The organism is Actinomadura nitritigenes, from assembly GCF_017573545.1.
Taxonomy (GTDB): domain Bacteria; phylum Actinomycetota; class Actinomycetes; order Streptosporangiales; family Streptosporangiaceae; genus Spirillospora; species Spirillospora nitritigenes.
The window spans coordinates 1-25,999 of the sequence record NZ_JAGEOK010000053.1 but is presented as its reverse complement, the minus strand read 5'-3'; the positions used below and the strand labels follow the sequence as shown (position 1 = coordinate 25,999).

The 25,999-nt window shown below is 74.1% G+C and carries 25 protein-coding genes and 9 tRNA genes; 21 read left to right on the top strand and 13 right to left on the bottom strand.

From position 1 onward, the window contains the following. Nucleotides 1-19: 19 nt before the first annotated feature. Nucleotides 20-1,207, bottom strand: a complete 1,188-nt coding sequence (locus tag J4557_RS45690) for a zinc-dependent alcohol dehydrogenase (RefSeq protein WP_208273613.1) — start codon at nucleotides 1,205-1,207, stop codon at nucleotides 20-22. Nucleotides 1,208-1,317: 110 nt separating this feature from the next. Here J4557_RS45690 and J4557_RS45685 point away from each other — a divergent pair, with 110 nt between their 5' ends. The 3 genes from J4557_RS45685 (at nucleotide 1,318) to J4557_RS45675 (ending at nucleotide 4,351) form a co-directional block, all read left to right on the top strand. Beyond that, entirely contained in the window at nucleotides 1,318-2,349 is a 1,032-nt protein-coding gene (locus tag J4557_RS45685; RefSeq protein WP_243777404.1) for a Ppx/GppA phosphatase family protein, read from the top strand. Between the two features lie 135 nt (nucleotides 2,350-2,484). After that, nucleotides 2,485-3,759 carry a PucR family transcriptional regulator gene (locus tag J4557_RS45680; RefSeq protein WP_208273611.1) on the top strand — a complete coding sequence of 425 codons (1,275 nt, stop codon included), beginning with the start codon at nucleotides 2,485-2,487 and terminating at the stop codon, nucleotides 3,757-3,759. A 118-nt stretch (nucleotides 3,760-3,877) separates the two neighbouring features. Then, complete coding sequence (locus tag J4557_RS45675; RefSeq protein ID WP_208273609.1) at nucleotides 3,878-4,351, top strand: SCP2 sterol-binding domain-containing protein; 474 nt, start codon at nucleotides 3,878-3,880, stop codon at nucleotides 4,349-4,351. Between the two features lie 96 nt (nucleotides 4,352-4,447). On the opposite strand, the gene J4557_RS45670 is transcribed toward J4557_RS45675, so the two are convergent. The 3 genes from J4557_RS45670 to J4557_RS45660 form a co-directional block, all read right to left on the bottom strand. Next, entirely contained in the window at nucleotides 4,448-5,341 is an 894-nt protein-coding gene (locus J4557_RS45670) for a MerR family transcriptional regulator (protein WP_208273608.1), read from the bottom strand. Nucleotides 5,342-5,478: 137 nt separating this feature from the next. Then, on the bottom strand, nucleotides 5,479-6,273 hold the full coding sequence (locus J4557_RS45665) for a family 1 encapsulin nanocompartment shell protein (protein WP_208273606.1): 795 nt from the start codon (nucleotides 6,271-6,273) through the stop codon (nucleotides 5,479-5,481). Continuing rightward, the gene (locus J4557_RS45660) at nucleotides 6,270-7,262 is read right to left on the bottom strand and encodes a Dyp-type peroxidase (RefSeq protein WP_307800588.1); all 993 of its coding nucleotides are present in this window, start codon (nucleotides 7,260-7,262) and stop codon (nucleotides 6,270-6,272) included. Before J4557_RS45660 ends, J4557_RS45665 begins: the two co-directional genes overlap by 4 nt. Before the next feature lie 188 nt (nucleotides 7,263-7,450). Between J4557_RS45660 and J4557_RS45655 the strand changes: the two genes are divergently transcribed. The 3 genes from J4557_RS45655 (at nucleotide 7,451) to ctaD (ending at nucleotide 10,821) form a co-directional block, all read left to right on the top strand. Continuing rightward, on the top strand, nucleotides 7,451-8,668 hold the full coding sequence (locus J4557_RS45655; RefSeq protein WP_208273602.1) for a zinc-dependent alcohol dehydrogenase: 1,218 nt from the start codon (nucleotides 7,451-7,453) through the stop codon (nucleotides 8,666-8,668). Nucleotides 8,669-8,697: 29 nt separating this feature from the next. Beyond that, nucleotides 8,698-9,033: a DUF2795 domain-containing protein gene (locus J4557_RS45650; protein WP_208273600.1), complete on the top strand. Its 336-nt coding sequence runs from the start codon at nucleotides 8,698-8,700 to the stop codon at nucleotides 9,031-9,033. Nucleotides 9,034-9,132: 99 nt separating this feature from the next. Further along, entirely contained in the window at nucleotides 9,133-10,821 is a 1,689-nt protein-coding gene (gene ctaD / locus J4557_RS45645; protein ID WP_208273598.1) for an aa3-type cytochrome oxidase subunit I, read from the top strand. 57 nt (nucleotides 10,822-10,878) lie between these two features. Here ctaD and qcrB read toward each other — a convergent pair whose 3' ends face one another. Continuing rightward, the gene (qcrB, locus tag J4557_RS45640) at nucleotides 10,879-12,525 is read right to left on the bottom strand and encodes a cytochrome bc1 complex cytochrome b subunit (RefSeq protein WP_243777403.1); all 1,647 of its coding nucleotides are present in this window, start codon (nucleotides 12,523-12,525) and stop codon (nucleotides 10,879-10,881) included. A gap of 78 nt (nucleotides 12,526-12,603) precedes the next feature. Next, nucleotides 12,604-13,458, bottom strand: a complete 855-nt coding sequence (locus J4557_RS45635; protein ID WP_208273596.1) for a LysR family transcriptional regulator — start codon at nucleotides 13,456-13,458, stop codon at nucleotides 12,604-12,606. 68 nt (nucleotides 13,459-13,526) lie between these two features. Here J4557_RS45635 and J4557_RS45630 point away from each other — a divergent pair, with 68 nt between their 5' ends. Then, on the top strand, nucleotides 13,527-14,426 hold the full coding sequence (locus J4557_RS45630; RefSeq protein ID WP_208273594.1) for an EamA family transporter: 900 nt from the start codon (nucleotides 13,527-13,529) through the stop codon (nucleotides 14,424-14,426). A 20-nt stretch (nucleotides 14,427-14,446) separates the two neighbouring features. Here the strand turns inward: J4557_RS45630 and J4557_RS45625 are convergent, their stop codons facing one another. Then, entirely contained in the window at nucleotides 14,447-15,325 is an 879-nt protein-coding gene (locus tag J4557_RS45625; RefSeq protein ID WP_208273592.1) for a LysR family transcriptional regulator, read from the bottom strand. A gap of 96 nt (nucleotides 15,326-15,421) precedes the next feature. Here J4557_RS45625 and J4557_RS45620 point away from each other — a divergent pair, with 96 nt between their 5' ends. Beyond that, the gene (locus J4557_RS45620; protein WP_208273590.1) at nucleotides 15,422-16,792 is read left to right on the top strand and encodes an MFS transporter; all 1,371 of its coding nucleotides are present in this window, start codon (nucleotides 15,422-15,424) and stop codon (nucleotides 16,790-16,792) included. 33 nt (nucleotides 16,793-16,825) lie between these two features. Here the strand turns inward: J4557_RS45620 and J4557_RS45615 are convergent, their stop codons facing one another. The 4 genes from J4557_RS45615 to J4557_RS45600 all read right to left on the bottom strand — a co-directional run bounded on the left by J4557_RS45615 (nucleotide 16,826) and on the right by J4557_RS45600 (nucleotide 20,244). Continuing rightward, nucleotides 16,826-17,986, bottom strand: a complete 1,161-nt coding sequence (locus J4557_RS45615) for a PrsW family glutamic-type intramembrane protease (protein ID WP_208273588.1) — start codon at nucleotides 17,984-17,986, stop codon at nucleotides 16,826-16,828. Continuing rightward, a complete protein-coding gene (locus J4557_RS45610; RefSeq protein WP_208273586.1) occupies nucleotides 17,983-18,540 on the bottom strand; it encodes a hypothetical protein in 558 nt (185 codons plus the stop codon). The genes J4557_RS45615 and J4557_RS45610 overlap by 4 nt, the downstream gene beginning before the upstream one ends. Before the next feature lie 85 nt (nucleotides 18,541-18,625). Next, entirely contained in the window at nucleotides 18,626-19,444 is an 819-nt protein-coding gene (locus tag J4557_RS45605; RefSeq protein WP_208273584.1) for a pentapeptide repeat-containing protein, read from the bottom strand. 89 nt (nucleotides 19,445-19,533) lie between these two features. Continuing rightward, nucleotides 19,534-20,244: a 2OG-Fe(II) oxygenase gene (locus tag J4557_RS45600; RefSeq protein WP_208273582.1), complete on the bottom strand. Its 711-nt coding sequence runs from the start codon at nucleotides 20,242-20,244 to the stop codon at nucleotides 19,534-19,536. Between the two features lie 241 nt (nucleotides 20,245-20,485). On the opposite strand from J4557_RS45600, the gene J4557_RS45595 reads away from it, so the two are divergent. The 11 genes from J4557_RS45595 to J4557_RS45545 all read left to right on the top strand — a co-directional run bounded on the left by J4557_RS45595 (nucleotide 20,486) and on the right by J4557_RS45545 (nucleotide 22,665). Continuing rightward, nucleotides 20,486-21,280, top strand: coding sequence for a putative protein N(5)-glutamine methyltransferase (locus J4557_RS45595; RefSeq protein WP_208273580.1), 795 nt, complete (start codon nucleotides 20,486-20,488; stop codon nucleotides 21,278-21,280). A 53-nt stretch (nucleotides 21,281-21,333) separates the two neighbouring features. Beyond that, entirely contained in the window at nucleotides 21,334-21,471 is a 138-nt protein-coding gene (locus tag J4557_RS45590) for an LPFR motif small protein (protein WP_190868011.1), read from the top strand. 376 nt (nucleotides 21,472-21,847) lie between these two features. Beyond that, nucleotides 21,848-21,920 (top strand) — tRNA-Ala (locus J4557_RS45585). A gap of 32 nt (nucleotides 21,921-21,952) precedes the next feature. Next, nucleotides 21,953-22,025 (top strand) — tRNA-Pro (locus tag J4557_RS45580). 1 nt (nucleotide 22,026) lies between these two features. Then, nucleotides 22,027-22,098 (top strand) — tRNA-Phe (locus J4557_RS45575). A 5-nt stretch (nucleotides 22,099-22,103) separates the two neighbouring features. Then, nucleotides 22,104-22,175: transfer RNA gene (locus tag J4557_RS45570), tRNA-Arg, on the top strand. A 25-nt stretch (nucleotides 22,176-22,200) separates the two neighbouring features. Next, nucleotides 22,201-22,273: transfer RNA gene (locus J4557_RS45565), tRNA-Gly, on the top strand. Between the two features lie 12 nt (nucleotides 22,274-22,285). Next, nucleotides 22,286-22,356: transfer RNA gene (locus J4557_RS45560), tRNA-Lys, on the top strand. A gap of 23 nt (nucleotides 22,357-22,379) precedes the next feature. Continuing rightward, nucleotides 22,380-22,451 (top strand) — tRNA-Gln (locus J4557_RS45555). A 30-nt stretch (nucleotides 22,452-22,481) separates the two neighbouring features. Beyond that, nucleotides 22,482-22,556, top strand: a tRNA-Ile gene (locus J4557_RS45550). A gap of 36 nt (nucleotides 22,557-22,592) precedes the next feature. Next, nucleotides 22,593-22,665 (top strand) — tRNA-Val (locus J4557_RS45545). Nucleotides 22,666-22,702: 37 nt separating this feature from the next. Here the strand turns inward: J4557_RS45545 and J4557_RS45540 are convergent. Both J4557_RS45540 and kdgD read right to left on the bottom strand, forming a co-directional pair. Further along, nucleotides 22,703-23,851, bottom strand: coding sequence for an L-talarate/galactarate dehydratase (locus J4557_RS45540; RefSeq protein WP_208273578.1), 1,149 nt, complete (start codon nucleotides 23,849-23,851; stop codon nucleotides 22,703-22,705). 1 nt (nucleotide 23,852) lies between these two features. Further along, nucleotides 23,853-24,767, bottom strand: coding sequence for a 5-dehydro-4-deoxyglucarate dehydratase (kdgD, locus tag J4557_RS45535; protein WP_208273576.1), 915 nt, complete (start codon nucleotides 24,765-24,767; stop codon nucleotides 23,853-23,855). A gap of 75 nt (nucleotides 24,768-24,842) precedes the next feature. Here kdgD and J4557_RS45530 point away from each other — a divergent pair, with 75 nt between their 5' ends. Further along, nucleotides 24,843-25,718, top strand: coding sequence for a LysR family transcriptional regulator (locus J4557_RS45530; protein ID WP_208273574.1), 876 nt, complete (start codon nucleotides 24,843-24,845; stop codon nucleotides 25,716-25,718). A 148-nt stretch (nucleotides 25,719-25,866) separates the two neighbouring features. After that, nucleotides 25,867-25,999 (top strand): acyl-CoA dehydrogenase family protein (locus tag J4557_RS51380; protein WP_208273668.1); only part of this gene is annotated, 133 nt, incomplete at its 3' end.

Here is a 25,999-nt window from a genome sequence, read left to right as displayed (position 1 = left end):
CGCGCCGCGGCCCGGCGCGTCAGGCGCCGGGCTGCACGAGCACCTTGATGGCGCCGTCCTGCTTCTTTTGGAACATCTCGTACGCCTCCGGCGCCTTTTCCAGCGGCACGCGGTGGGTGGCGAGGTCCATGACGCCGAGCGGGTCGGCGTCATCGGTCACGAGGGGCATGACGTCGTCGATCCAGCGCTTGACGTGCGCCTGCCCCATCCGCAGCGTGATGCCCTTGTCGAACATCTGCAGCATCGGCAGCGGGTCGGTCATGCCGCCGTACACGCCGCTCAGCGAGATCGTCCCGCCCCGGCGCACCACCTCGATCGCGGTCAGGAACGCCGCGAGCCGGTCCACGCCGACCCGCTGCATCAGCGGCGCGGCGGTGTTGCCCGGCATCAGCCCGGTCAGCGTCTGGGCCAGCTTCGCGCCCGGCGAGCCGTGCGCCTCCATCCCGACCGCGTCGATCACCGAGTCGGTGCCGCGCCCGCCGGTGATCTGCCGGACCGCGTCCGGCACGTCGTCGGCGGCGTCGGCGTCGATCACCTCGATCCCGTGCCGGCGGGCCATCTCCAGCCGCTCCGGGACGAGGTCGACGCCGATGACCCGGTGGCCGAGATGGCGCGCGATCCGCGCCGACATCTGGCCGATCGGGCCGAGCCCGAGCACCGTCACCGAGCCGCCCTCGGGGATCTCCGCCCACTGCACCGCCTGCCACGCCGTCGGCAGGACGTCCGACAGGTAGACGAACCGCTCGTCCGGCGGCCCCTCCGGCACCTTGATCGGGCCGAAGTGCGCCTGCGGCACCCGCAGGTACTCCGCCTGGCCGCCCGGCACCTGCCCGTACAGCCGGGTGTAGCCGAACAGCGCCGCGCCCATGTTGCTCTCGCGGACCTGCGTCGTCTCGCACTGCGCGTACAGCTTCATCTCGCACATGTGGCAGCGCCCGCAGGAGATGTTGAACGGGATGACCACCCGGTCGCCCGGCTTGACGTGCTTCACGTCCGGGCCGGTCTCCTCGACGATCCCCATCGGCTCGTGGCCCAGCACGTCCCCCTCGCTCATGAACGGCCCGAGCACCTCGTACAGGTGCAGGTCCGAACCGCAGATCCCGGACGAGGTCACCCGGATGACCGCGTCGTCCGGTTCCTTGATCTTCGGGTCGGGGACGTCCTCGACGCGGACGTCGCGCTTGCCGTGCCAGGTGAGCGCCTTCATCGTGTTCCTCCTAGAGCGGGTCTAGGGCGGCAACTACCCGGCGCACCAGCGTGAAACGTGGGCGGCGGGCGCCCCGGACTGGACGGGTAAAACCCGGGTAATCCACGTCCATGAACCCCCCTGCGGACAGCGACAGCCAAAGCGACACCGGCCCGGCCCGCCTGCGCCTGGGCGTCCTCGACATCGGCTCCAACTCGGCCCACCTGCGCATCGCGGACCTCAGCCCAGGCGAGGCGCCCGCGCCCGTCCGGTCGGTGAAGAGCGCCGTGCGGCTGGCCGAGTCGACCGACCGGCACGGCGTGATCGGGCGGCCCGCCGTCGGGCGGCTGATCGGCGCGGTCCGGGAGGCGTCCGCCGCCGCGTCCGCCGCCGGGGTGGGGGAGCTGCTGCCGCTCGCCACGTCCGCGCTGCGCGACGCCGCCAACCGCGACGACGTCACCGCCGAGGTCCGCGCCGCGACGGGCGTCGCGCTCGGGTTCCTGTCCGGCGAGCAGGAGGCGCGGCTGACGTTCCTGGCCGTGCGGCGCTGGTACGGCTGGTCGGCGGGGCCGCTGCTGCTCGCCGACATCGGCGGCGGGTCCCTCGAACTGGCCTACGGGGCGGGGGACGGACCCGAGATCGCGCTGTCGCTCCCGCTCGGCGCGGGCCGGCTGACGCGGCACCACCTGCCCGGCCGGCCGCCGGTCCGCAAGCGCACCCGCAAGGCGCTGCGCGCGCACGTGCGGTCCGTGCTGAAGGAGGCGACGGTCGAGATCGTCGAACGGCCCGCGCCGGTCCGGGCCGTCGCGACGTCCAAGACGTTCACGCAGCTGGCCCGGCTGTGCGGCGCGCCGAAGGCCAAGGCGGGGCCGTACGCGCCGCGCCGCCTCGACCGCGCGGACCTGCACGGCTGGATCCCGACGCTGGCGAAGCTGCCCGACGAGGAGCGCGCGAGGCTGCGCGGGGTGAAGGCGTCGCGGGCGCACCAGATCCTGGCCGGCGCGATCGTCGCCGAGGCGGTGATGGACGTCCTCGGGCTCGACGGGCTGGACGTGTGCCCGTGGGCGCTGCGCGAGGGACTCTTCCTGGAGCGGCTCGACGCGCTGGCCGCCGGGCGCCCGGCCGGGCCGCGGTTCGGGAGCTGCGAGGCCATCGTCCCGTGAACCTGCGGGACGTACGTCTGTGGTCCGACCGTCTTGACATGGCTCGAACGCGCCGTACACGCTTGTTCCGTTAATTTGCGGTACATAGATCCGCGATACGGTGCCCGGCCGGGCACGTCGGGAGGGACGTGAGCGATGAGGGCTCCCGGCAACGCCGTCGAACCGGACCCCGGCCTCGACGCCCGCGTGCGGCGCCTCCTCGGCGGCGCGCTGCGCGACGCCGTCCCCGCGATCGTCGCGGAGACCGTCGACGAGGTGCGGCGCGAGGTCCCCGAGTACGCCGCCCCCGGCTGCCGGGACGCGCTGGAGTTCGCCGCGGGATGCGCGATCGGCGCGTTCGCCGGCCTCGTCGAGCGGCCCGGCCCGCCGCCGGAGGACCTCCTCGCCTTCTTCCGCCGGGTCGGCGCCGCCGAGGTGCAGGAGGGCCGCGCCGCGAGCGCCCTGCAGAACGCGGCGAACGTCGCGACCCGCGTCGCCGTCCGGCACCTGTCCCGGGTCGCCGACGCGCTGGACGCCGAGGTGCCGCCCGGCCTGTACGGGCAGGTGGTCTCCGCGCTCTTCCCCTTCCTGAACCGGCTGGCGGCCGCCGTCGCGCAGGGCCGCGCCGAGGCGGCCCGCGACCCGGCCGCGCTGCTGCTGCGCCGCCGCCGCGCGCTGCTCGCCGCGCTGCTCGCCCGCCCCGGGACCGAACCGCGGCGCATCGCGGCCCTCGCGCAGGAGGCGCGGTGGCCGGTGCCGGGCCGCGCCGCCGCCGTCGCCCTCGCCCCCGGGACGGGACCGCCCCGCCCCCGCGTCCTCCCGCCGCAGGTGCTGGACGGCCGGCACCTCGCCGAGCCGTGCCTGATCGTCCCCGACCCGCGGGACCCGGTGCACCGCCGGACGCTGGAGCCGCTCCTGGCCGGCCGGGCGGCGGCCGTCGGCCCCGCCGTCGAACCGGCCGCGCTCGGCCGGTCGCTGGCCTGGGCGCGGCAGACGCTCGCCCTGGCCGCGGACGGCGCGCTCGACGACGGACCCTCCGGCGCGCCGCCCCGCGACGGACCGATCATCGCCGCCGAGCACGTGCCCACCCTCGTGGTGCTGCGCCACCGCGACCTCGTCGAGAATTGCGCGCGGCACCGGCTGAAACCGCTGCTGCGACTCCGGCAGAATCGCCGCACGCAGTATGCGCGGACGCTCCAGGCCGTGCTGGAATGCGGATTCAACGCCTCCGCCGCGGCGCTCCGGCTGCACGTCCACCCGCAGACCGTCCGGCTCCGGGTTCGCAGGCTCGACGAATTGTTCGGCCCCGAGATCCACGACCCGTCCCTGCACGTCGAACTGCTGATGGCGCTGCGCCTCTGGCTCGCGACGACCCGCCCCGACGGCCAGCCCGACTGGTTCGAGAACGGCCTCGCGAGCGGCCGCGCATAAACCTTCGAATGGGTGAGTGCCGCCCATCGTGATTCCGTCTCCGGTGCAGTTATCCGGCGGTCGCGGTGCTGGAATCGTCGGACCGGTGAAAGCGCCGCTTCGACCGGAGGGAAACGCCATGAGCGAGACCGTGCCCCACCTCGGGGACACCGAGCAGCTGAAGGCGATGCTGGAGGACGTCGCCTCGCCCGAGCAGCTCCGCGCGCTGCTGGACGCGCCCGGCGTGGACGACGAGCTGATCGACGGCTTCGTCGCCGCCGCCGGCGCGGAGGACGTCCTGGACCGGGTGTTCGGCCTGATGGGCGAGCACTTCGTCGCCGAGCGCGCCGGGAACGACGGCGGCGTGGTCCGCTGGGACGTCACCGCGCCCGGCGGGACGCTGTCCTACGGCCTGTCGATCCGCGACGGCGCCGCCATCGGCGAGCGCGGGGCGCCGGCCGGCCCGAAGGTGACGCTCACGCTGTCGGCGCCGACGCTGCTGCGGCTGTGCGCGGGCCGGCTGAACGGCGTGCAGGGCTTCATGACCGGCAAGATCAAGCTGTCCGGCGACATGATGTTCGGCGCCAAGCTCCCCGGCTGGTTCGACTACTGACCGGCCCCGCCCCCGATCCGGCCCCCGCCCGGCTCCTCGGGCGCGGGGCCGCGCGCGGCGGACGGCCGACCGGGCGCGCCGACCGGAACGCGCGGTTCAGACGGGCAGGTCCGGGACGGACTCCCCGGCCCGCCCCGCCGGGGCCGCGTCGCGCTCGGCGGTGCGCTCGGCCTGCTCGGCGGTGCGCTCGGCCTGCTCGGGTGTGTTCTCGGCATGCTCGGCGGTGCCCGGCGCCGGGGGAGTGAGGCCCATGCTCTCGATCTGCCGGGCGAACTCGGCCTGGATCTCGGCGTGCAGCGAGCGGGCCAGCAGCCCCTGCACCGCCTGCATGCCGATCGGACGCAGCCGCCGGATCACCTCGCCGACCTCGCGCACGTCCCGGTCGCCGGACCGCGCGTCCAGCCCGGCGTGCTCCACGGTCAGCCGGACGAACTGCCGGGCGATGGCGTCCACGTCGCCGCGCAGCCGGCCGGCGATCTCGAAGACGGCGTCCAGCTCGATGCCGGCCTCGACCAGTCCCGCGCCGACCTCCAGCAGCCGCGGGCTCGGCACCTCGTACTCCTCGCCCGTCCACCGGATGAACTCCAGCTCCTCCGCCCGCCTCAGCTTCGGGTGGTCGGCGGGCGTCCGGCCCCTGAGCGCCTCCTCCGGGATCTCCGGGTAGAACCGCCGCACGACCTGCGCGAGCGTCATCCGGGCCGGCTCCTCGTCCGACCACGGGTCGTGGATGACCCGCTCCAGGCCGAGCAGGTCGGCCAGGTTGTGGCCGCGCTCCCACGCCGACAGCATCTCGCCGATGCTGGCCAGCGTGTAGCCGCGGTCCTTGAGCCGGGCGATGAGGTGGATCCGCGCCAGGTGGCTGTCGTCGTAGAAGCCGACCCTGCCCCTCATCCGGGGCGGCGGGAGCAGGCCGCGCTCCTGGAAGCCGCGCACGTGCCGGACCGTGGTCCCGGCCGCGCGCGCCAGGTCGTCGATGCGGAAGTCAGCCATGCCCGTCTCTTCGAGTCGGCGGTCGGGCCCCTCATCGTACTCACGAACGCTGGCGCGGTTATCCGCGGTCCATTGAGTCATGGACCGCGGATCCGCGGCACATTGGGCGCGGCACAAGGGCGCGCCGTCGAGGCGGGTCAGCCCAGCGCGACCACGGCCTCGGCGGTGTACGTCAGGAACGTGAACGTCTCCTGGAGGTACAGCCGGACGCTCGTCGCGTCGTGGGACTCGTAGCCGACCGACAGGTCCTGCCCGACGCGCAGCTCGAAGTCGCCGCCCCGGGTGGACAGCAGGAACGCGCCGGTGATCGCGGGCGCCCAGACGATGTCGCCGCTGACCAGCCGGGCCAGGTGCTCGTGGATCGGGTAGCCGTGGTCGGAGGTCTCGTTCACCGCCGTGTAGGCGTCCGCGCTGAGCGCCAGCGAGTACGGGCCGTCCACCCCGGCCAGCCGCAGCGCCGTCACCGCCCGCGCCACCGCGTTCGGGTACTCGCGCGGCTCGTCCGGCAGCGCGATCGCCGGGTTGGCGGACGCGGCGCGCAGCCCCTCGATGCCGGCCGCGGCGTACCCCTCGAAGATCGCGCGGTCCTCGGCGCGGGCGATCAGCCGGGCCGCGTCCTTGGCGGGCTGCCAGTCCGGGTCCTTCGCGCCGCGCTCCACGTCGTCGACGGCCCGCCGGTCCACGGTGAACGGCACCCGCAGCTCCACCAGCGGACGGGCCCGCCGCACGTGCGCCGCCACGCCCTCGGCGGGCGCGTCGACGGGGTCGAGGTGCCCGGTGGCGACGGCCGCGAGCGCCGCGCCGCCCGGCTCCGGCACGTCCACCAGCCGCCGCCCGGCGAGGTTGCGGGTGACGGTGCGGCGGATCTCCGCCTCCAGGTCGTCCCAGGCGGCGGCGGAGATCGGGGCCAGTTCGCGGTGGAGGTTGTTCAAGGTGCGCTCCTCTTCAGGTCGCCGATGCCCAGGGATCCGTCGTCGCTGGGAAGCGGGGGCGGGTCGTCGAGAAAGTCGGCCGTGGGGACGTGGAACAGGGTCCCGGTCACGGCGGTCGAGAAGTCGAGCAGCCGGTCGTGGACGCCGGGCGGGTCGCCGAGGAACATGTTCCGCAGCATCTCCTCGGTGACCTCCGGGGTGGCGGAGTAGCCGATGAAGTAGGTGCCGAACTCGCCGTCGCGCAGGTTCCCGAACGGCATGTTGTCGCGCAGGATCTCCCGCTCCTCGCCGTCCGGGCCGGTGATCGAGGTGAGCGCGACGTGCGCGCCGGGGGCCTTCATCCCGTCGGGGATCTCGATGTCGGACAGCTTGCGGCGGCCGACCGCGTCCTCCTGCTGCTCGACCGTGAGAGCGTTCCACGCCCGCATGTCGTGCAGGTACTTCTGGACGATCACGTAGCTGCCGCCGGCGAACCCCGGGTCCTCGCCGCCGATGGCGACGGCGGCGCGGGCGTCCTCGCCGGTCGGGTTCTCGGTGCCGTCGACGAAGCCGAGCAGGTCGCGCTGCTCGAAGTAGCGGAAGCCGTGCACCTCGTCCCGGACGGTGACGGCCCCCGCCAGCCGCTCCATGATCTGCGCGGCCAGCTCGAAGCAGAGGTCCATCTGGTGCGCGCGGATGTGGAACAGCAGGTCGCCGGGCGTGGACGGGGCGGTGTGCACGTCGCCGCGCAGCTCGGTGAACGGGTGCAGCCCGGCGGGGCGCGGGCCGGAGAACAGCCGGTCCCAGGCGTCCGAGCCGATGCCGGTGACGCAGGTCAGGCCGCCGCCGGGCACCCGGAAGCCGACCGCGCGGACGAGTCCGGCCAGGTCGGGGAGCAGCTCGGCGACCACGGGCTCGCCGCCGGGGTCGACGGTCACCACGAGGAAGATGGCCGAGCCGGTCAGCGGCCCGAGCACCTGCTGGGACGCGCCGGCGCGGGGGGCGCTCACCGGCGGGCCCGGACGGGCCGGGATGGGCGTGTCATGGCCGACTCCTGACGTGGTCGCGGTCTGCGGCTTTCCATTATCCGGTGCGGGTCCGGCGAGCCGTACGGCAGGTGTCTGCATTGTCCATGTTTCTCCCGCGACCTGCGGGAAGGGCGGACGGGAACAGGTCCCGCGAGGGGAGGAGCAGAGCCATGAGGGCAGTGGTCTGGCACGACGTCGGCGAGATCAGCCTGGACGAGGTGCCCGACCCGGCCGTCCGCGACCCCGAGGACGCGGTCGTCCGGATCACCGCCAGCGCGATCTGCGGGACGGACCTGCACTTCGTCAGGGGCACGATGCCCGGCATGGAGCCGGGCACGGTCCTCGGCCACGAGGCCGTCGGGGTGGTCGAGGAGGTCGGGCGGGACGTCCGCAACTTCGTGCCCGGCGACCGCGTCGTCATCCCGTCCACGATCGGCTGCGGCCGGTGCTCGTACTGCCGCGCCGGGTACTACGCCCAGTGCGACGTCGCCAACCCGAACGGGCCGTCCGCGGGCTCGTCGTTCTACGGCGGACCCCGGTCGACCGGCCCGTTCGACGGCCTGCAGGCCGAGTACGCGCGCGTCCCGTACGCGCACACCAACCTCGTCGCCATCCCGCCCGGCGTCACCGACGAGCAGGCGCTGATGGTCAGCGACATCCTGCCGACCGGCTGGTTCGGCGCGCGGCTCGCCGAGGTCGGGCCCGGCGACACCGTCGCGGTGCTCGGCGCGGGCCCGGTCGGGCAGCTCGCCGTGCTGTCGGCGCGGATCCAGGGCGCCGGCCGGGTGTTCGTCGTGGACGGGCACGCCGACCGGCTGGAGACGGCCCGGCTGCAGAACGCCGAGACGATCGACTTCAACGCCGAGGACCCGGTCGAGGTCGTCCGGAACCTGACGGGCGGCATCGGCGCGGACCGCGTGATCGACGCGGTCGGCGTGGACGCCGAGAGCCCCGCGAGCGGTCCCGCCGCCGAGGCGATCACCAAGGAGGACCGGCGCGAGTTCGAGCGCGAGCAGGCGCAGGCCGCGCCGCGCACCGGCCAGCACGGCGCGCAGTGGCGCCCCGGCGACGCGCCCGGCGAGGCGCTGCGCTGGGCGGTGGACATGGTCGCCAAGGCCGGCACCATCGGGATCGTCGGGGTCTACCCGCCGAACTTCACCAGCTTCCCGCTGGGCCTGGCGATGAACCGGAACCTGACCGTCAAGGCCGGCAACTGCAACCACCGCCGGTACGTGCCGGGGCTGCTCAGCCGCATCGCCAAGGGCGGTGCCGACCCGACCACGATCCTCACCCAGCAGGCCCGCCTGCCCGGGGTCATCGAGGCCTACGAGGCGTTCGACCGGCGCGAGCCCGGCTGGACGAAGGTGGCGCTGGAGGTCGCCGGATGACGGCCGGCCGCGACAGGGGGGAGCACACCATGAAGATCGCCGACACGAGGCGGGTCGAGCAGCTGCTGGGCGACCTGGCCTTCCCGGCCAGCAAGGAGAGGATCGTCGAGCACGCGCACGCCGAGCGCCCGCTGAGCGAGGAGGAGCGGGTGCTGTCGTCGCTGCCGCTCGGCACCTACGGCAGCGCGGCGGAGGTGCTGCGCTCGCTGCCGGTCGACCCCGACCCGGGCCGCACCCCGGCGGAGCAGGCCTACCAGCGGCGGCACCACAACAAGCCGGGCCTCGCCGAGCACATGCGCGACACCGAGCGCCCGCCCGTCCAGGACGAGCTCCGCGGCGACGAAGGCCCCCACTGGCACCCCTGACCCGCCGCCCCTGAGCCGTCGGCGCCGGGCGGCGCGCGTTTGGAGGGTTTTTCTCCGGTCATTACCAGCCGTTGGTAGTGGACGAGGAGGGGAGCCCGGATGACGGCTGTGGACGGCGCGCCGGACACCAGCACCGCGGACGCGCTGGCGCGCCACCGCAAGGGGATCAGGATCGGCGACGTCCTCGCCACCACCGATCACAAGATGGTCGGCTACCTGTACCTCGGGACGTCGTTCGCGATGTTCCTGATCGCCGGGCTGATGGCGATGCTGATGCGGGCCGAGCTGATGCGTCCGGGCCTGCAGGTGATGAACGACCTGCAGTACAACCAGCTGTTCACCATTCACGGCACGATCATGCTGCTGCTGTTCGCGACGCCGCTGTTCGCGGGGTTCGCGAACGTGATCGTGCCGCTGCAGATCGGCGCGCCGGACGTGGCGTTCCCGCGGCTCAACACGCTCAGCTACTACCTGTTCCTGTTCGGCGCGCTCATGGTGCTGGCGGGGTTCCTGATGCCGGGCGGCGCGGCGGCGTTCGGCTGGTTCTCCTACTCGCCGCTCTCGTCGTCGACGTACTCGCCGGGGCTCGGCGGCGACATGTGGGTGATGGGGCTGATCGTCTCGGGGTTCGGGACGATCTTCACGTCGGTGAACCTGATGACGACGATCATCGGGATGCGGGCCCCCGGCATGGTGGTGTTCCGGATGCCGATCTTCACGTGGAACGTGCTGCTGACCAGCGTGATGGTGCTGATCGCGTTCCCGGTGCTCGCCGCCGCGCTGTTCGCGCTGGAGGCGGACCGCAAGTTCGGCGCCCACATCTACGACGGCGCGAACGGGGGCGCGCTGCTGTGGCAGCACCTGTTCTGGTTCTTCGGCCATCCCGAGGTGTACATCGTGGCGCTGCCGTTCTTCGGCATCGTCACCGAGATCCTCCCGGTGTTCTCGCGGAAGCCCGTCTTCGGCTACCTCGGAATGGTGTGCGCGACCATCGCGATCACCGGGCTGTCGATGACCGTCTGGGCGCACCACATGTTCGCCACGGGCCAGGTCCTGCTGCCGTTCTTCTCCATGACGTCGTTCATGATCGCGGTGCCGACCGGCATCAAGTTCTTCAACTGGGTCGGGACGCTGTGGAAGGGGCAGCTCACCTTCGAGACGCCGATGCTGTGGGCGATCGGTTTCCTCGTGACGTTCCTGTTCGGCGGCCTCACCGGCGTGATCCTCGCGTCACCGCCAATGGACTTCCACCTCACCGACTCCTATTTCGTCGTCGCCCATTTCCATTACGTGCTGTTCGGGACCGTGGTGTTCGCGATGTTCGGCGGGTTCTACTTCTGGTGGCCGAAGATGACCGGCAGGAGGCTCGACGAGACCTGGGGGAAGATCCACTTCTGGTCGCTGTTCGTCGGCTTCCACACCACCTTCCTCGTCCAGCACTGGCTCGGCGCCGAGGGCATGCCGCGCCGCATCGCCGACTACCCGAAGCAGTTCGCGGCGCTGAACCTCGTCTCGTCGATCGGCGCGTTCATCCTCGGCGCCTCCACCTTCGCGTTCCTGTGGAACATCTACCGGACGCACCGCCGCGCCCGTCCGGTCGAGACCGACGACCCGTGGGGCTACGGCGCCTCTCTGGAGTGGGCGACCTCGTGCCCGCCGCCCCGCCACAACTTCACGACGATGCCGCGCATCCGCTCCTACCGCCCGGCGTTCGACCTGCACTTCCCGCCGAAGGAGCCCCCGCAGGAGTCCGAGCCGGCGCTCCCGCAGCCCTCCGCCGGCTCCTGAGCGGCGCCGATCGCGGCCCTGCCCGCCGGCTCGTGAGCGGCGCCCGGCGCCGCGGGGTCAGGAGCCTTCCTTCTTCTCCTTCTCCACGGCGCCGTCGCGCTTGAGGTCGCCCTGCCCGCCGCCGTGCGACTCGGTCTGGTAGTTGAGGTAGAACCGGTTGGTGCGGGTCCTGACCTGCGTGCGGACGCGGCCGGGCGTCGGCAGCGGGATGATGTGGTGCGGGTAGGCCGCGACGAGCTCGCGGGGCTGCCGGGTCCGCAGGATGGCCGCCTCCTCCGGCGCGGACCGCTCGTGCCGCTCGACGTACCCGCCCTCCGGGGTCAGCGAGATCAGCCCGCTCTCCACGCCTTCCTCGCGTTTCTGCAGGTCGCGGCGTTGCAGGCTGAGGCAGACGCGGCGGGCGACGACGAACGCGAGCACGGGGAAGACGAAGAACCCGACGCGGAAGAACCACGTCGTCCAGAACAGCGGGATCTTGAAGGCGTTCGACAGGATGTCGTTGCCGCCGGCCGCCCACAGGTTGCCGTACCAGGCGATGACGGCGGCGCCGATCGCCGTGCGGGTCGCGGCGTTGCGCGGGCGGTCGAGCAGATGGTGAATGCGCTCGTCCCCGGTCGCCCATCTCTCGAAGAACGGGTACAGGCCGATGAGGGTGAAGAACGCCCCGGGCAGGACGACGGCGGGCAGCAGCACGTTCCAGCCGATGGTGTGGCCGGCGACGGTCGTCGAGATCCGCCCCATGATGCGCAGCGAGCCTTCGAGGAACGCGATGTACCAGTCGGGCTGCGACCCGAACGACACCTGGTCCGGATCGTAGGGGCCGTACAGCCAGACCGGGTTGATCTGCGCGAACGTCGCCAGGGCGGCCAGGAACCCGAAGGTGTAGAGGAAGTACGCGCCGCTCTGCGCCATGAAGCTCGGGAAGGTCGGCTCGCCCTGCACCGCCTGCTCCCGGCGTCCCTTGCCGGGCCACTGGGTGTGCGTCTGGTGCCAGAGGATCATCAGGTGCGCGGTGATGAGCGCGAGCAGGATCGCGGGGATCAGCAGGATGTGCACGGTGAACAGCCGCGGGATGAAGCTCTCGCTCGCCGGGAACTCGCCGCCGAACATCCAGAGCATCAGGTAGGTGCCGACGACCGGGATGGCGAGCACGATGCCCTCGGCGATGCGCAGCCCGGTGCCCGACAGCAGGTCGTCGGGCAGGGAGTAGCCGGCGAACCCCTCCAGGACCGACAGCGCGAACAGGGTGACCCCGATGACCCAGTTGATCTCGCGCGGCTTGCGGAACGCGCCGGTGAAGAAGATCCGCAGCAGGTGGACGCAGATCGCCGCGAGGAACAGGTTCGCGGCCCAGTGGTGGATCTGCCGCATCAGCAGCCCGCCGCGCACGTCGAACGACAGGTTCAGCGTCGACGCGTACGCCTCGCTCATCTTCACGCCGCGCAGCTGGGAGTAAGAGCCGCCGTAGACGACCTCCGTGCCGCTCGGCCGGAAGAACAGGGTGAGGTAGACGCCGGTGAGGATGAGGACGATGAAGGAGTAGAGCGCGATCTCGCCGAGCAGGAACGTCCAGTGCTTGGGGAAGGCCTTGCCCAGGTTGGTGCGCAGGAAGGTGGTCGATCCGAGCCGGTCGTTCACCCCGTAGACCAGCTTCCAGCCCGCCGGCATCCGCTGCTTCCCGCCGCCCCGGCCCCGCCCCGCCATCGCATTCCTCCTGATCAAGCGGACTGTCCGCTGGGCGGGTACCCGGGGGGGCGGGTCACAAACGGCGAGGCCGGGCGCTCAGCCGTCCCGGTACAGCTCGGTGAGCAGCTCGACGGCGTGCCGGGCGGCGGGGTGCGGGTCGTCGTGCCACCACGCGAGGCGGACGGCGATGGGCGCGGCGTCGCGCAGCGGCCGGTAGGCGACGCCGGGCCGCCGGTACTGGTCGACGGTGCTGCGGGCGGTGACGCCGACGCAGCCGCCGGCCGCGACGGCGGCGAGCCAGTCGTCGATGTCGGCGGTGTGCCGGGTCGCGGGGCGGGTGCCGGGCGGCCACAGGTCCACGGTGGTGGTGCCGGTGCGGCGGTCGACGAGCAGGGTGCGCTCGGCGATGTCGGCCAGCCGGATCGAGCGGCGCCGGGCCCACGGGTCGTCCGCCGCCATCGCGCAGTACCGGGGTTCGAGGCCGACGACCACGGAGTCGAAGCGGCGCGGGTCGGGGGCGACGCGCACCACGGCGATGTCGCAGGCGCCTTCGGCGAGCCCGCCCGTGGCGGTGTTGGTGCGGACGAGCCGCAGGTCGACGTGGGGCCAGCGGCGCGGCCAGAGCCGCTGGAAGGCGACGGTGTGCCGGCCCATCGCGGACCACGCGTACCCGATCCGCAGCCGGGCGTGCCCGCTCGTCGCCTCCGCCACCAGGTCGTCGGCCTCGGCGAGCAGCCGTCGCGCCCGCGCGAGGACGCGGACGCCGGTGGCGGTCGGGGTCACGCTGCGGCTGGTGCGGCGCAGCAGCCGGACGTCGAGGGCCCGTTCCAGGGACGCGACGGTCCGCGACACGGCCGCCTGCGAGACGCCGAGCTCGATCGCGGCGTCGGTGAACGTGCCCGCGTCCGCGATGGCGACGAGGACCCTCAGCTGCCGGAGCTCCACATCCATGACTCCAGCGTATAGATGGCCTCTCGCATGCATTTTGCGCAACTGACGGGCCGCCGCATGCTCGGGGCATGGAGACCGGCGGCTCGGTGGAGACCAGGGCGGAACCGCGGCGGGACGTGGAGGCCAGGGGCGCGCGCGGCCGCCTCGCGGGGGTCGCGATGATGCTGGGCAGCGCCGCGTCCAACCAGACCGGCGCGGCGGTGGGCGCGCTGGCGTTCCCGGTCATCGGGCCCGCCGGGGTGGTGGCGGTGCGGCAGTGGGTCGCGGCGGCCGTCCTGCTCGCGGTCGGGCGTCCCCGGCTGCGCTCCTTCACGGCCGCGCAGTGGCGGCCGGTGCTGGCGCTCGCGGCCGTCTTCGCCACGATGAACCTGTCGCTCTACACCGCGGTCGGGCGGGTGGGCCTCGGCCTGGCCGTCACCTTGGAGTTCCTCGGGCCGCTGTCCGTCGCGCTGGCGAGCTCGCGCCGCCGCGCCGACCTGGCGTGCGCCGCCGCCGTGGCCGCCGCGGTCGTCGTACTGACCCGGCCGCGGGCCACATCGGACTACCTCGGCATCGGCCTCGGGCTGCTCGCCGCCTGCTGCTGGGCCGGATACATCCTGCTCAACCGGAGTATCGGGCGCACGCTGCCGGGGGCCGAGGGGCCGGCCGCCGCGGCGGCGCTGTCCGGGCTCGCGTTCGTCCCGATCGGGGCGTTCGTCCTCGTCCGGCATCCGCCGACGGCGGGGGCGCTGGCCTGCGCGGGCGCGGCGGGCGTGCTGTCGTCGGCCGTCCCGTTCCTCGCCGACCTGCTGGCGCTGCGCCGCGTCCCGGCGCGGTTCTTCGGCGTGTTCATGAGCCTGAACCCGGTGCTGGCGGCGGTGGCGGGCCTGGTCGTCCTCGGGCAGGCGCTGCACTGGACGCAGTGGCTCGCGATCCTGGTCATCGTCACCGCGAACTCCGCGAGCATGCTGACGGCGCGCGCCCCCTGACCTCCGGCGGCGCCGGGCCGTCAGGCGCTCGCCGCGTACAGCACCTCGCGCAGGCCGGGCATCGTCTCCCGGTCGGTGCGCCACACCAGGCGGAGGCTGAGGTCCGGCGCGTCGAGCGCGATGCGGGCGAGGACGCCGGAATCGAGCCGGTCCCGGACGGCGAACTCCGGCAGCAGTGCGATCCCGAGCCCCCGCTCCGCCCAGGACGCCATGACCGTCACGCTGCCCGCCCGCACCCGCTCGACGCCGGGCCCGATGACCCGCTCGCCGGCCAGCCAGAACGAGCAGGCCGGCACGTTCACCAGCAGCCGCTCGCCCGCCAGGTCGGCGGCGGTCACCCGCGGCGCGGCGGCGAGCGGGTGGCCGGGCGCGGCGACCAGCGCGAGCGGGACCGGCTCCACGTCGACGAAGCCGAGCGGCGCGGGCGGCGGGGCGAAGCCGAGGTCGCCGAGCCCGGTGCCGGCGTCCAGCAGCAGCGCGGCCTCCAGGTCGCCGGCCGCGACGGCCCCGAGCAGCTGGTCGCGGGCGGCGTCCGCGCGGACCTCCACGCGCAGGCCGGGCCGCCGCTCGGCGACCCGCGCCAGCACCGAGGGCACGTGCGTCGCCGCGATCGTCTCCAGCGCGCCGAGCCGCACCACCGGGGGCCCGCCCGCGACCTCGCGGCGCGCCTGCTCGGCCTGCCCCAGCAGCCGCCCGGCCCAGCAGCGCATCCGCTCGCCCGCCGCCGTCAGCCGCATCCCCTTCGGGCCGCGGTCGAACAGCTCGACGCCGAGGGACCGCTCCAGCGTCCGGATCTGCTCCGACACCGACGACGGCGCGAGGCCGAGCGCGTTCGCGGCGTCGGTGACGGTGCCGTGCTCGATGACGGCCTCGAAGGTCCGCAGCTGGCGCAGTTCCATGCCACGGCAACCCGCGCGGAGCGTTCGGATATTCCGAACGCGGCGTGCGGGCGGGCCGGTGGAGCCCCGGACCCTCGGTGCCGAGACTGGGGCGTCATGAGCACGGTTCTCTCCCCGGACCCGGTGGCGGCGCCCGGCGCGCGGCGCCGCCCCGCCCTGTTCGGCATATCCCTCGGCTACTTCATGGTGCTGCTCGACACCACCGTCCTGTCGGTGGCCGAGCCCGACCTCGCCCGCTCCCTGCACGGGACGGTCGCGGGCCTGCAATGGGCCGTCACCGGCTACACCGTCGTGTTCGGCGCGCTGCTGCTGTCGGCCGGCGCGGTCGCCGACCGGTACGGCGCGCACCGCGCGTTCCGCGCCGGCATCGCCGTGTTCGGCGCCGCGTCGCTGCTCAGCTCGCTGGCGCCGGACCTGTGGACGCTGGTCGCGCTGCGGGCCGTGCTGGGCGCCGCCGCCGCGGCGTGCGTGCCCGCCTCGATGGCGATGATCAGCCGGCTCTACCCGGTGCCGGCCGAGCGCGCGAAGGCCGTGGCGGCCTGGGCGGCCACCAGCGGCGCTGCGCTCGCCGCCGGGCCGATCGCCGGCGGCGCCCTCGTCGGGCTCGCCGGCTGGCGGGCGATCTTCCTGATCAACGTGCCGCTCGCCGTCCTCGTCCTCGCCCTCGTCGCGGGGCCCCGGGTGCGCTGCCCGCGCGGCGACCGCACCATCGACTGGCCCGCCCAGGCCGTCGCGTGCGCGACGCTCGGCCTGTTCACCGACGCGCTCATCGCGCTCGGCTCCGGCGCCGCCGTCCACGCGGCCTGCTCGGCTGCCGGGACGGTCGCCGCGGCGGCCGCGTTCGCGGTCCTGGAGCGGCGGAGCGCGGCGCCCGTGCTGGTCCCGGCGGTCCTGCGCGCGCCCGGCATGCCGGGGTCGCTGGTCGCGGGCGCGGCGGTCAACTTCGTGATGACCGGGGTGCTGTTCGTGCTGCCGCTGGTCTTCCAGGAGACGCTCGGGATGTCGGCGCTGCGGACCGGCCTCGCGTTCCTGCCGATGACCCTGCCGTTCGCGTTCAACCCGCTGCTCACCGGCCGGATCGTGGCGAGGACCGGGCCGCGCCCGCCCGTCCTCGCCGGGCTCGGCCTGCTCACCGCCGGCGGCGTGCTGCTCGGCGCCGTCATGGCCGCGGGCGCGTCCTACCCGGCGCTGCTCGCGGGCCTGGTGTGCACCGGCTTCGGCGTCTCGTTCGCGCTTCCGGCGCTGGCGACCCTGGTCGTCACGGCGGCGCCCGACGGCACCGCGGGAGCCGCCGGAGGACTGCTCAACGCGGTCCGCCAACTCGGCGCCACCCTCGGCGTCGCGATCATGGGCGCGTTCGCGGCCGTCGGGCACCGGAGCGGCCAGGCCGCCGTGGCCCTGTTCGTCGCCGCCGCCGTGTGCGCGGCCGCGCTCGCGGCGGCGTCCGTCCGGCGGCGCACGGCCTGACGGCCGGGCGCCGTCCGGTCAGGCGCCGTCCGGTCAGGCGCTGTCGGGACGGGCGCTGTCGGGACGGGAGCCCGGAGGGACGGCGCCCGGACGGGACGTGCCGGCGCCCGGACGCGGCGGCCCCGCGCGGGCCGCCTCCAGTCGGCGCCGCAGGACGGTGATCTCCGCGCGGAGCCGGTCCGCCGCCTCCGGGTCCGGTTCGAGGCCGCCGAACCCGTCCTCGAGCAGGTCGAGTTCGGCGGTCCGCAGCCGGGTGAGCAGGCGCCGCGGCTCCCCGCCCGGCACGTCCCACCGCTCCTTGCGGCGCCACTTGCGGAAGGCCAGCACCCGGTCCTCGCCCGGCAGGAGCACGCCCCGCGCGGTCTCCGCGCGCGCCGCCCGCCGGAACCGGACGAGGTAGTGCCGCCGCGCCAGCCGGTACGTGACGACCGCCGCCAGCAGGATCGGCGCGCCCTTCACCGGCAGCAGCGCCGCGCCCGGCAGCAGCGGGGAGTCCCACCACGCGTGCAGGGCCATCGCGAGCAGCAGCGAGGCGAACGCGAGCGCGGCGGTGGCCCGGGACGCCCGGCCGAGCAGGCAGCCGAGGCCGGCGCCGCCGACCGCGGTCATCGCCCAGTGGCTCCACCAGGCGCCGCCGACCACCCGGCCGCCGAAGGTGAAGAACGCCGCGTTCGCGTCCTGCGTCCCGCCGGTCAGCACGATCGTGTTCAGCACGTACAGGAAGTCCTCGGCGATCTGGAACCCGAACCCGGCGAGCGCGCCGTAGCCCCAGCCGTCGAGGGGCCCGCGCACGGCGCACGGCGCCATCAGCGCCAGCACCGCCACCCCGGCGAGCTTCAGCAGCTCCTCGTCGACCGGCGCGGCGATCGACGCGCCCCAGTCGGCGTTGAACTCCGCTCCCGCGGTCTTGGCGATGATCGCCTGGAACGCGGCGTTGGCGGGCAGCGCGGTGCCGAACGCGGCCAGCCCGCCCCACGCGACCGCGATCAGCGCGTACCCGAGCGGGCGCGGCCGGACCGGATGCAGCCGCCGCAGCCCCCACACCCCGGCCGCGAGCACCGGCGCCATCAGGACGAGCCCGGCCACCGCGCCCGCCGGGAACTCACCGATCTGCGCGTCCATGGCGCGCACCGCGATCCAGAGCCCGAGCGGGCACATCACCGCCCAGAGCCAGAACGCGGGACGGCGCGTCATGGCGAGATCTCGACGCTGAGGACCATCGCCCGCACCTCGCCCGCCAGGCGCCCGTAGGCGTCCGGCGGGCCGGACGCGGTGACCGTCGCACCGAGGTCGCTCTTGGTGAACACGGTGGCCGAGCCGATCTTGCCGTGCCCGGCGAGCGGGCCGGTCAGCCCGGCCGTCCCGTGCCTGGTGGTGACGGCCGACGGGCCGCCGGGCAGCCGCCCCCCGCCCATCGCGACGATCCGGCCGAGCCCGTCCCACAGCCGCCGGTTGTCCAGCGACCCCAGCGGGATCACGAGGTTCAGGTCGACCCTGACCTCGCCGCGGGTCACCTCGGCGTTGCTGGTCAGCGACGACCGCGCCTCGTCCAGCGCCCATCCGGCGGCGGGGACCGTGAACGTCACCGGGCGGGCGCCCGCCCGCTCGGTGCCGACGGCGATGACCGTGCCCGCCGCCAGCGCGGTGCCGCCGCTGCCGAGCGCCTTGTCGACGAGGGGCAGCACGAGGCCGAGGATCAGCAGCACCAGGACCACGAGCCCCGTGCCCCACCATCTCACCCGCGCCACATGGCCCCCCCGATGCCGTGCGCTGCGGAAATGCCCCCTCGAACGGGGACTAAACAAGATCATGCGGGCATCGGGGGCGACGGGGTCAGACCGGCGCGGACGTCCAGCGGGCCGGGGCGGTGAGCGCGTCCGGCAGCCGGGTCGCGGCGTCGCCCCGCGCCGCGTCGGCCTGCGCCTGGGTGAGGAACAGCGCGCCGGTCAGGTCAGCGCCGGACAGGTCGGCGTCCCGCAGGTCCGCGCCGATCAGGTCGGCGTCGCGGAGGTCGGCCCTCCGCAGGTCGGCCGCGATCAGGTAGGCGCCGCGCAGGTTCGCCCCGCGCAGGTCGGCGCCCTTCAGCCGGGCGCCGATGAGGTCGGCGCCGCGGTGGTTCCGCTTGCGGCCCGGGACCTTCGCCCGGACCTCCTCGCTGGCGCGCAGCAGCAGGACGTTGACCTCCTCCCGCACCGCGGCGACGTCCACGGCGGCGACCTCGGCGGGCGCGCCACGGGTCAGCGCGTCCGTCGCGTCCAGCGCCGTGCGGATCTCCGGGTGGACGGGCGCGGCGGCGGGCATCTCCAGCGCCTCCGCCAGGTACCAGAGGAGTTCGTGGAGCTGCCGCATCACCGGGAACACCCGGAACATCGGCCCCGACACCTCGGGGCCCTGCCGCCAGTCCCGCCCGCCGAAGGTCTCCTGCGACACCTTCTGGCCCGCGCCGAAGCAGTCGAAGACCGTGCAGCCCTGGAACCCGCGCTGCCGCAGCTCGGTGTGGACGCCGCAGCGGAAGTCGGCGAGCAGGTTGCGGCACGGCCGCCCCGCCTCCTTGTCGAACGCGAAATCGGCCGACTCGGCGAACGGCAGCGCGACGCAGCACAGCCCGAAGCAGGCCCCGCAGTCGGCCTTCAGCGCGCTCTTCTCCACCATGGGCGACCCCCCGTCCTGGTCAGCACTCCATTGTCGCGCCTCGGGGACGGTGCCCTGACCTGTCCCGGTGACCGGTCGCGTGACCGGTCTCAGGCGGCGTCGTGGAAGACCAGGCCGAGCGTCCGCCGGCGACCCGACCGCACGACGCTGACGCCGTGCCGGACCGGCGACGCCGACCAGCCGCGCCGCGTCCGCACCGGACGGTCCCGGGTCGTGAAGACCAGGCCGCGGCCGCGGGGGAGGAGCGTCGCGGTGCCCCGCGACTGGGCACGCGCCCGCTGCTCGACCATCAGGAACTCGCCGCCGGTGTAGTCGGCCCCAGGCTCGTCCAGGCCGATCACGACCTGCAGCGGGAACACCAGGTCCCCGTAAAGGTCGCGGTGCAGCGCGTTCCAGTCGTCCCTGCCGTAGCGCAGCAGGATCGGCGTGGGCTTCCGCTGGCCCGCGCGGTGGCACAGGGCGAGCCATTCGGGCAGCGTCCCCGGCCAGGGCGCGGGACGGCCGAGCCGGGCGGCCCAGTCCCGGGCGATCGGCAGCAGCCGCGGATAGAGCGCCTCCCGCAGCGCGGCGACGGGCTCGGGGAACGGCTCGGCGAAGTACCGGTACTGGCCCGCCCCGAAGCGGTACCGCTCCATGTCGATCGTCGAGCGGAACCGTCCCGCGTCGTCGTACAGATCGGCGATCTCGGCGCACTCCTCCCCGGTCAGCAGCGGCGGGGTGAGCGCGCAGCCGTAGGCGTCCACCTCCGCGCCGATCGCCGCCCAGTCGCCGTCCGCGACCCTGTCCGCGTAGCCGCCCATGATCCGGGGCCTCCTTCGTCCGTCCCGTGCTTCGTCCGTTCCTTGCCTTTCTGAGGCAACACCGGTGCGGCCGGGGAGGTTGCACCCGCCTGCGGTAGCCTTTCCGGAGTCCGTTCCGGAGCGACCGAGGAGGTGAGTCCCGTTCCTGCCAGTCCAGTCCGGGTGCTCCCGCCTCGCACGCGCGCGGCCGCCCGCCGTTAGGCGGCCGGGGAGCGCCCACCGGTCTCCCCGAAAGGCGCCCATGTCCGCTCATGCTTCACCGCTCCTGCCTCCCGGCCCCGTCGTCTCAGCCCTCCGCGCCGCCGGCTGCGTCTTCGCCGAGGACGAGGCGGAACTGATCCTCTCCACGGCCCGCACGCCCGAGGAGGCGACCGCGATGGTCCGCCGGCGGGCCGCCGGGCTCCCTCTCGAACACGTCGTCGGCTGGGCCGCCTTCCGCGAGCTGCGGATCGCCGTCGAGCCCGGCGTGTTCGTCCCGCGCCGCCGCACCGAGTTCCTCGTCGAGCGGGCGGCCCGGCTGCTGCCGCCCCACCCGGTCGTCGTCGACCTGTGCTGCGGTTCCGGTGCGCTGGGCGTCGCGCTCGTCGCGGGCCTGGACGCGTTCGAACTGCACGCCGCCGACATCGAGCCGGCCGCGGTGCGGTGCGCCCGGCGCAACGTCGTCCCCGCGGGCGGCCGCGTCCACGAGGGCGACCTGTTCGACCCGCTGCCCGCCGACCTGCGGGGACGGGTCGACGTGCTGCTGGCCAACGTCCCCTACGTCCCGACGGGCGAGGTCGGCCTGCTGCCCGCGGAGGCTCGGGCCCACGAGCCCCTCGTCGCCCTCGACGGCGGCGCCGACGGCCTCGACGTGCTGCGGCGCGTGGCCGCCGAGGCGCCGCAGTGGCTGGCGCCCGGCGGGCACCTGCTGTTCGAGACCACCGAACGGCAGGCCGCGGACGCCCTGGACGCCGTCGCCCGCGGCGGCCTCACCGCGGCCGTCGCGCGGTCCGACGAGAACCACGCCACGGTGATCATCGGTGGGCGTCCCGTGTAAAACGCCATGTGCGGGTATGGGATTCACCAGGTCGACGTGAAGGAGTGAGTCCCATGCGCCGCATCAGTGCAGCGCTCAGCGCCATCTTCGGAACGATCGTGGACATCGTGACGCTGCCGTTCCGGGTGCTGGCCCGGCTGCTGACCCCCTCCCGCGGGGGCCGTCCGGCCCGTACCCGCCGGCGCGCCTGACGTCCATTCCGGGATCGCCCCGGGCCCCTTTCCAGGGGTCCGGGGCGTTTCGCGGGGAAAAGGTGTTGCGCATTCATTCCGCGTCCCGCACCATATGAGTGACGAACCGCACGGGACGAGCCGGAAGGGAGCCGCGGAGATGATCGGAACGGGCATCGCCAAGCAGGCGCAGCAGCCGCAGGGCCGCGCCTTCGCCGCTCGACCGCGGCAAGGTCTCGCCGTCCCGCAGGGCGCCCCCGGATAGGCCGAAAGGTTCCACCGGAGGCCGCCAGGGAGACGATCCGGCGGCCTTTTTCATGCTCACCGTTCCATTCGCCGAATGTTCTGCTCGTGCTGCGCGCATTCGCGGCCGTCCACAACTGAATCGCACATCCACGGGTCAGTAGCTCAATTGGGAGAGCGCCCGCCCCGCAAGCGGGAGGTTGCCGGTTCGAGTCCGGTCCGATCCACGGTGACGCCGGGCTCGCGCCCGCGCGGACCACGGGAAGAAGGGGATGCGGTGCCCCGCCCGCCTTGGGAGCGGGAGAGACGCGGTTCGAGTCCGTGCTTCCCGACGGCCTTCAAGCTCATGGGGATGAGCGCCCGGTTGAAAACCGGGAGGACGAGGTTCGACTCCTCGGATGGCCGCGCAGGCCTCTGTAGCTCAGTGGACAGAGCACCGCGCTACGAACGCGGGAGCCCAGGTTCGAGTCCTGGCAGGGGTACCGCGGAGCCGGCCGGCTCCGCCCGGCCGCACATGCCGAAATGGTTGAGGTACCTGGCTTCCACCCAGGAGTACCGGGTTCGATTCCCGGGTGCGGCTCGATGAGGACGCGCCGCTCTCGTTCAATGGGAGGACTCCGGGCTCTTACCCCGGATATGGAGGTTCGACCCCTCCGGGCGGCACGGTGCGGGACCCGTTCCCGCGATGCTGGATGGTCTAACGGAAGGACGCATGGCTCTGAACCACGAAAGTGCAGGTTCGAATCCTGCTCCAGCAGCCCGGCCCTTCGCCCGTGCGAAAGGCCCGATCCCCGGTGGCCCAGTCCGGTGAGGGCACCCGTATGATAAGCGGGCGATCGCTGGTTCGAATCCAGCCCGGGGGACGTCCGGAAACGGCGCACGGCCGTTTCTCATGGCGATGACCGGTAGCTCAGTCGGCAGAGCGGCTGTCTTACGAACAGCGGGTCGCAGGTTCGAATCCTGTCCGGTCAACCCGTCCGGTCGACCCTGCCGGCCGACCGGGGGCGGCTCACGGCCGCGCGCCGGCGCGGGCCCGCCGCGTCGTCCAGGCGCGGGCCTGCTCGCTGAGCGTGATGCCGAGCCCGGGACGGGCCGGGACGTGCATCCGGCCGCCGCTGATCTCGAGCCGCTCGTCGAACAGCGGGTCCAGCCAGTCGAAGTGCTCGACCCACGGCTCGGCCGGGTACGCGGCGGCGAGATGGAGATGGATCTCCATCGCGAAGTGCGGGGCGAGCCCGAGCCGGTGGTGGTCGGCGAGCACGGCGAGCCTCAGGAACTCGGTGATGCCGCCGATGCGCGGCGCGTCCGGCTGGAGGACGTCGGCGGCGCGCGCGTCGATCAGCGCCCGGTGCTCGGCGACGCTCGTCAGCATCTCGCCGGTCGCGATCGGGGTGTCGAGCGCGCGGGCGAGGTCCGCGTGGCCCTCGGCGTCGTGGGCGTCCAGCGGCTCCTCGATCCAGGTGAGGCCGAACCCCTCCAGCGCGCGGCCCATCCGCAGCGCCGCGGGCCGGTCCCACTGCTGGTTCGCGTCGACCATCAGCGGTACCGCGTCGCCGAGCCGCTCGCGGACGGCGGCCACGCGGCGCAGGTCCTCCGCGTGGTCGGGATGCCCGACCTTGATCTTGATCCCGCCGATCCCGGACGCCAGCGCCGCCGACGCGTTGTCGAGGACCTCCTCCAGCGGCGCGTGCAGGAACCCGCCGGAGGTGTCGTAGCAGCGGACGGAGTCGCGGTGCGCGCCGAGCAGCTTGGCCAGCGGCAGCCCCGCCCGCTTCGCCTTCAGGTCCCACAGCGCGACGTCGAACGCGGCGATCGCCTGGACGGCCAGGCCGCCGCGCCCGGCGGACGCGCCCGCCCATGCCAGCTTCGTCCAGATCCGTCCGATGTCGCTGGGGTCCTCGCCGATCAGCGCGGGCGCGATCTCGGCGGCGTGCGCGAACTGGCCGGGCCCGCCGGCCCGCTTGGCGTAGCCGAACCCGATCCCCTCGTGCCCGCCCTCGGTGCCGATCTCGGCGAACAGGAACACGACCTCGGTCATCGGGCGCTGCCGCCCGGTCAGCACCTTCGCGTCGCTGACCGGGACGGCGAGCGGCAGCGTGACCGAGGACAGCTCGACCCAGGCGACCCGGTCCAGCGTCGCCGCCCCGGCGCCGTGCACGTCAGAGCACCCTCTCCACGAGCGCCGCGAGGTCGGCGAACTCGGCGGCGGTCAGGTCGGTCAGCGGCGGGCGGACGGGCCCGGCGGGACGTCCGGCGGCCCGCATCCCCGCCTTGACGATGCTGACCGCGTACCCCTTGCCGCGGTTCCGGATCTCGCAGTACGGCAGCACGAACCCGTCGAGGCGGCGCCGCACCTCGTCCCGGTCGCGGGCGCGGACGGCCTTGTAGAACCCGAGCGCGAACTCCGGCGCGAAGTTGAAGATGGCCGAGGAGTAGGTCGTCACGCCCATCTCCAGGTAGGGCAGCGCGAACGTCTCCGCGGTCGGCAGCCCGCCGATGTAGACGAGGCGGTCGCCGAGCCGTGACCGGATCCGCGTCATCAGCTCCAGGTCGCCGACGCCGTCCTTGAACCCGACGAGGTTGGGGCACTCCTCGGCCAGCCGCGCGACGGTGCCGTCCTGGTAGACGGCGTTGGAGCGGCTGTAGACCGTCACGCCGAGCCCGGTGGCCGCGCACACCGCGCGGACGTGCGCGGCGAGGCCGTCCTGCGGCGCCTCCGTGAGGTACGGCGGGAACAGCAGGATCCCGCCGGCGCCCGCCCGCTCGGCGTCGCGGGCCATCTCGACGGCGGTGGCGGTGCCGTACCCGGCGGGCGCGACGAGCGGGACGCCGTCCGGGGTCTCGGCGGCGGCCGCCCGGACGACCCGTCCCACCTCGGCGGGGGTGAGGGAGAAGAACTCGCCGGTCCCGCCCGCGGCGAACAGGCCCGCGACGCCCTCGTGCCCGATGCGCGCGATGTTGGCGCGGTAGGCGTCCTCGTCGAAGGACAGGTCGTCGCGGAAGTGGGTGACGGGGAACGACAGCAGCCCGGAGCCGAGCAGCCGGGCGGTCTCGTCGGGCGCGAGCTGGCTCATGCCCCGAGGCTAGGATGGCCGATCGATCCAGGTCCAACACGAATTTCGGATCCACTGATACCCGTAGGGAATCGTTTGTTCACCCTCACCCAGCTCGCGAGCTTCGTCGCCGTCGCCGAGGAACTGCACTTCGGCCGGGCCGCCGAGCGGCTGCGGATGACGCAGCCGCCGCTGAGCCGGCAGATCCAGCTGCTGGAGAGCGAGCTGGGGGTGCGGCTGTTCGACCGGACGAACCGCTCGGTCCGGCTCACCCCGGCGGGCCGCGCGTTCCTGGACGAGGCGCGCCGCCTGCTGCACCAGGCCGACCACGCCGCCCTGTCGGCGCGGCGCGTGTCGGCGGGGGAGGCGGGCCGGATCGCGGTCGGGTTCACCGCCGCGAGCGCCTACGCAGCGCTCGGCCGGCTGCTGGACGCCGCGCGGTCCGCGCTGCCGGACGTCGAGATCGTCCTGCGCGAGATGGTGACCCGCGACCAGGTGCGGGCCCTCACCGAGGGCGGCCTCGACCTCGGCCTCGTCCGCCCGCCCGTCGCCGCGCCGGAGCTGGCGGAGCGGGCCGCCGGCCGGGAGGCGCTGCTGGCCGCCGTGCCCAACGGGCACCCGCTCTCCCGTGGCGGCGGACCCCTGCCGCTGGACGCCCTCGACGGGCAGCCGCTGATCATGTACTCGCCGGTCGAGGCGCGGTACTTCCACGAGCTGCTGGTCGGGCTGTTCCGCCGGGCGGGCGTCTCCCCGGTGTACGTGCAGTACCTCAGCCAGGTGCACAGCATCCTCGCGCTGGTGGACGGCGGATGGGGGCTCGCGCTCGTCCCCGAGGCGGCGGCGCGGCTGCGGTACGCGGGCCTGACGTTCCGCCCGCTGGACCCGCCCGATCCGGCTCCGGTGGAGCTGAGCCTGGCGTGGCGGCGCGGGAACGACAACCCGGCCCTGGCGCGGCTGCTGGGGCAACTCTGAGGGAGTGCGGCGACCGGGAGACTGTGGCGACGGCCACCGTCCGGTGGCCCGCCGGCGCCTTGACCGGCCGTGCCCGGCTCGCTTACTTTGGCGTCCAAATATTGGTCGTCAAAGTAACGGCCGCGAGCACCGGCAGCCCGGAGGAACGATGAGCGACTTTCCCGCGTACGCGCCGTCGGAGGAGCAGGAGTTGCTGCGGGCGACGGTGCGTGAGCTGGCGGATGCCAAGATCGCGCCGTTCGCGGCGGAGGTGGACGAGGACGCGCGTTTCCCGCAGGAGG

Bases quoted from the DNA above. Each gene is read 5' to 3' on its own strand.
- qcrB (WP_243777403.1), bottom strand. From the start codon at position 12,525: ATGGCGGGGCGGGGCCGGGGCGGCGGGAAGCAGCGGATGCCGGCGGGC.
- J4557_RS45600 (WP_208273582.1), bottom strand. From the start codon at position 20,244: ATGGGCGGCTACGCGGACAGGGTCGCGGACGGCGACTGGGCGGCGATC.
- J4557_RS45590 (WP_190868011.1), top strand. From the start codon at position 21,334: ATGCGCCGCATCAGTGCAGCGCTCAGCGCCATCTTCGGAACGATCGTG.
- J4557_RS45595 (WP_208273580.1), top strand. From the start codon at position 20,486: ATGTCCGCTCATGCTTCACCGCTCCTGCCTCCCGGCCCCGTCGTCTCA.
- J4557_RS45670 (WP_208273608.1), bottom strand. From the start codon at position 5,341: ATGGCTGACTTCCGCATCGACGACCTGGCGCGCGCGGCCGGGACCACG.
- J4557_RS45625 (WP_208273592.1), bottom strand. From the start codon at position 15,325: ATGGAACTGCGCCAGCTGCGGACCTTCGAGGCCGTCATCGAGCACGGC.
- J4557_RS45635 (WP_208273596.1), bottom strand. From the start codon at position 13,458: ATGGATGTGGAGCTCCGGCAGCTGAGGGTCCTCGTCGCCATCGCGGAC.
- J4557_RS45655 (WP_208273602.1), top strand. From the start codon at position 7,451: ATGAGGGCAGTGGTCTGGCACGACGTCGGCGAGATCAGCCTGGACGAG.
- J4557_RS45685 (WP_243777404.1), top strand. From the start codon at position 1,318: ATGAACCCCCCTGCGGACAGCGACAGCCAAAGCGACACCGGCCCGGCC.
- J4557_RS45605 (WP_208273584.1), bottom strand. From the start codon at position 19,444: ATGGTGGAGAAGAGCGCGCTGAAGGCCGACTGCGGGGCCTGCTTCGGG.
- J4557_RS45620 (WP_208273590.1), top strand. From the start codon at position 15,422: ATGAGCACGGTTCTCTCCCCGGACCCGGTGGCGGCGCCCGGCGCGCGG.
- ctaD (WP_208273598.1), top strand. From the start codon at position 9,133: ATGACGGCTGTGGACGGCGCGCCGGACACCAGCACCGCGGACGCGCTG.
- J4557_RS45675 (WP_208273609.1), top strand. From the start codon at position 3,878: ATGAGCGAGACCGTGCCCCACCTCGGGGACACCGAGCAGCTGAAGGCG.
- J4557_RS45650 (WP_208273600.1), top strand. From the start codon at position 8,698: ATGAAGATCGCCGACACGAGGCGGGTCGAGCAGCTGCTGGGCGACCTG.
- J4557_RS45630 (WP_208273594.1), top strand. From the start codon at position 13,527: ATGGAGACCGGCGGCTCGGTGGAGACCAGGGCGGAACCGCGGCGGGAC.
- J4557_RS45680 (WP_208273611.1), top strand. From the start codon at position 2,485: ATGAGGGCTCCCGGCAACGCCGTCGAACCGGACCCCGGCCTCGACGCC.
- J4557_RS45690 (WP_208273613.1), bottom strand. From the start codon at position 1,207: ATGAAGGCGCTCACCTGGCACGGCAAGCGCGACGTCCGCGTCGAGGAC.
- kdgD (WP_208273576.1), bottom strand. From the start codon at position 24,767: ATGAGCCAGCTCGCGCCCGACGAGACCGCCCGGCTGCTCGGCTCCGGG.
- J4557_RS45615 (WP_208273588.1), bottom strand. From the start codon at position 17,986: ATGACGCGCCGTCCCGCGTTCTGGCTCTGGGCGGTGATGTGCCCGCTC.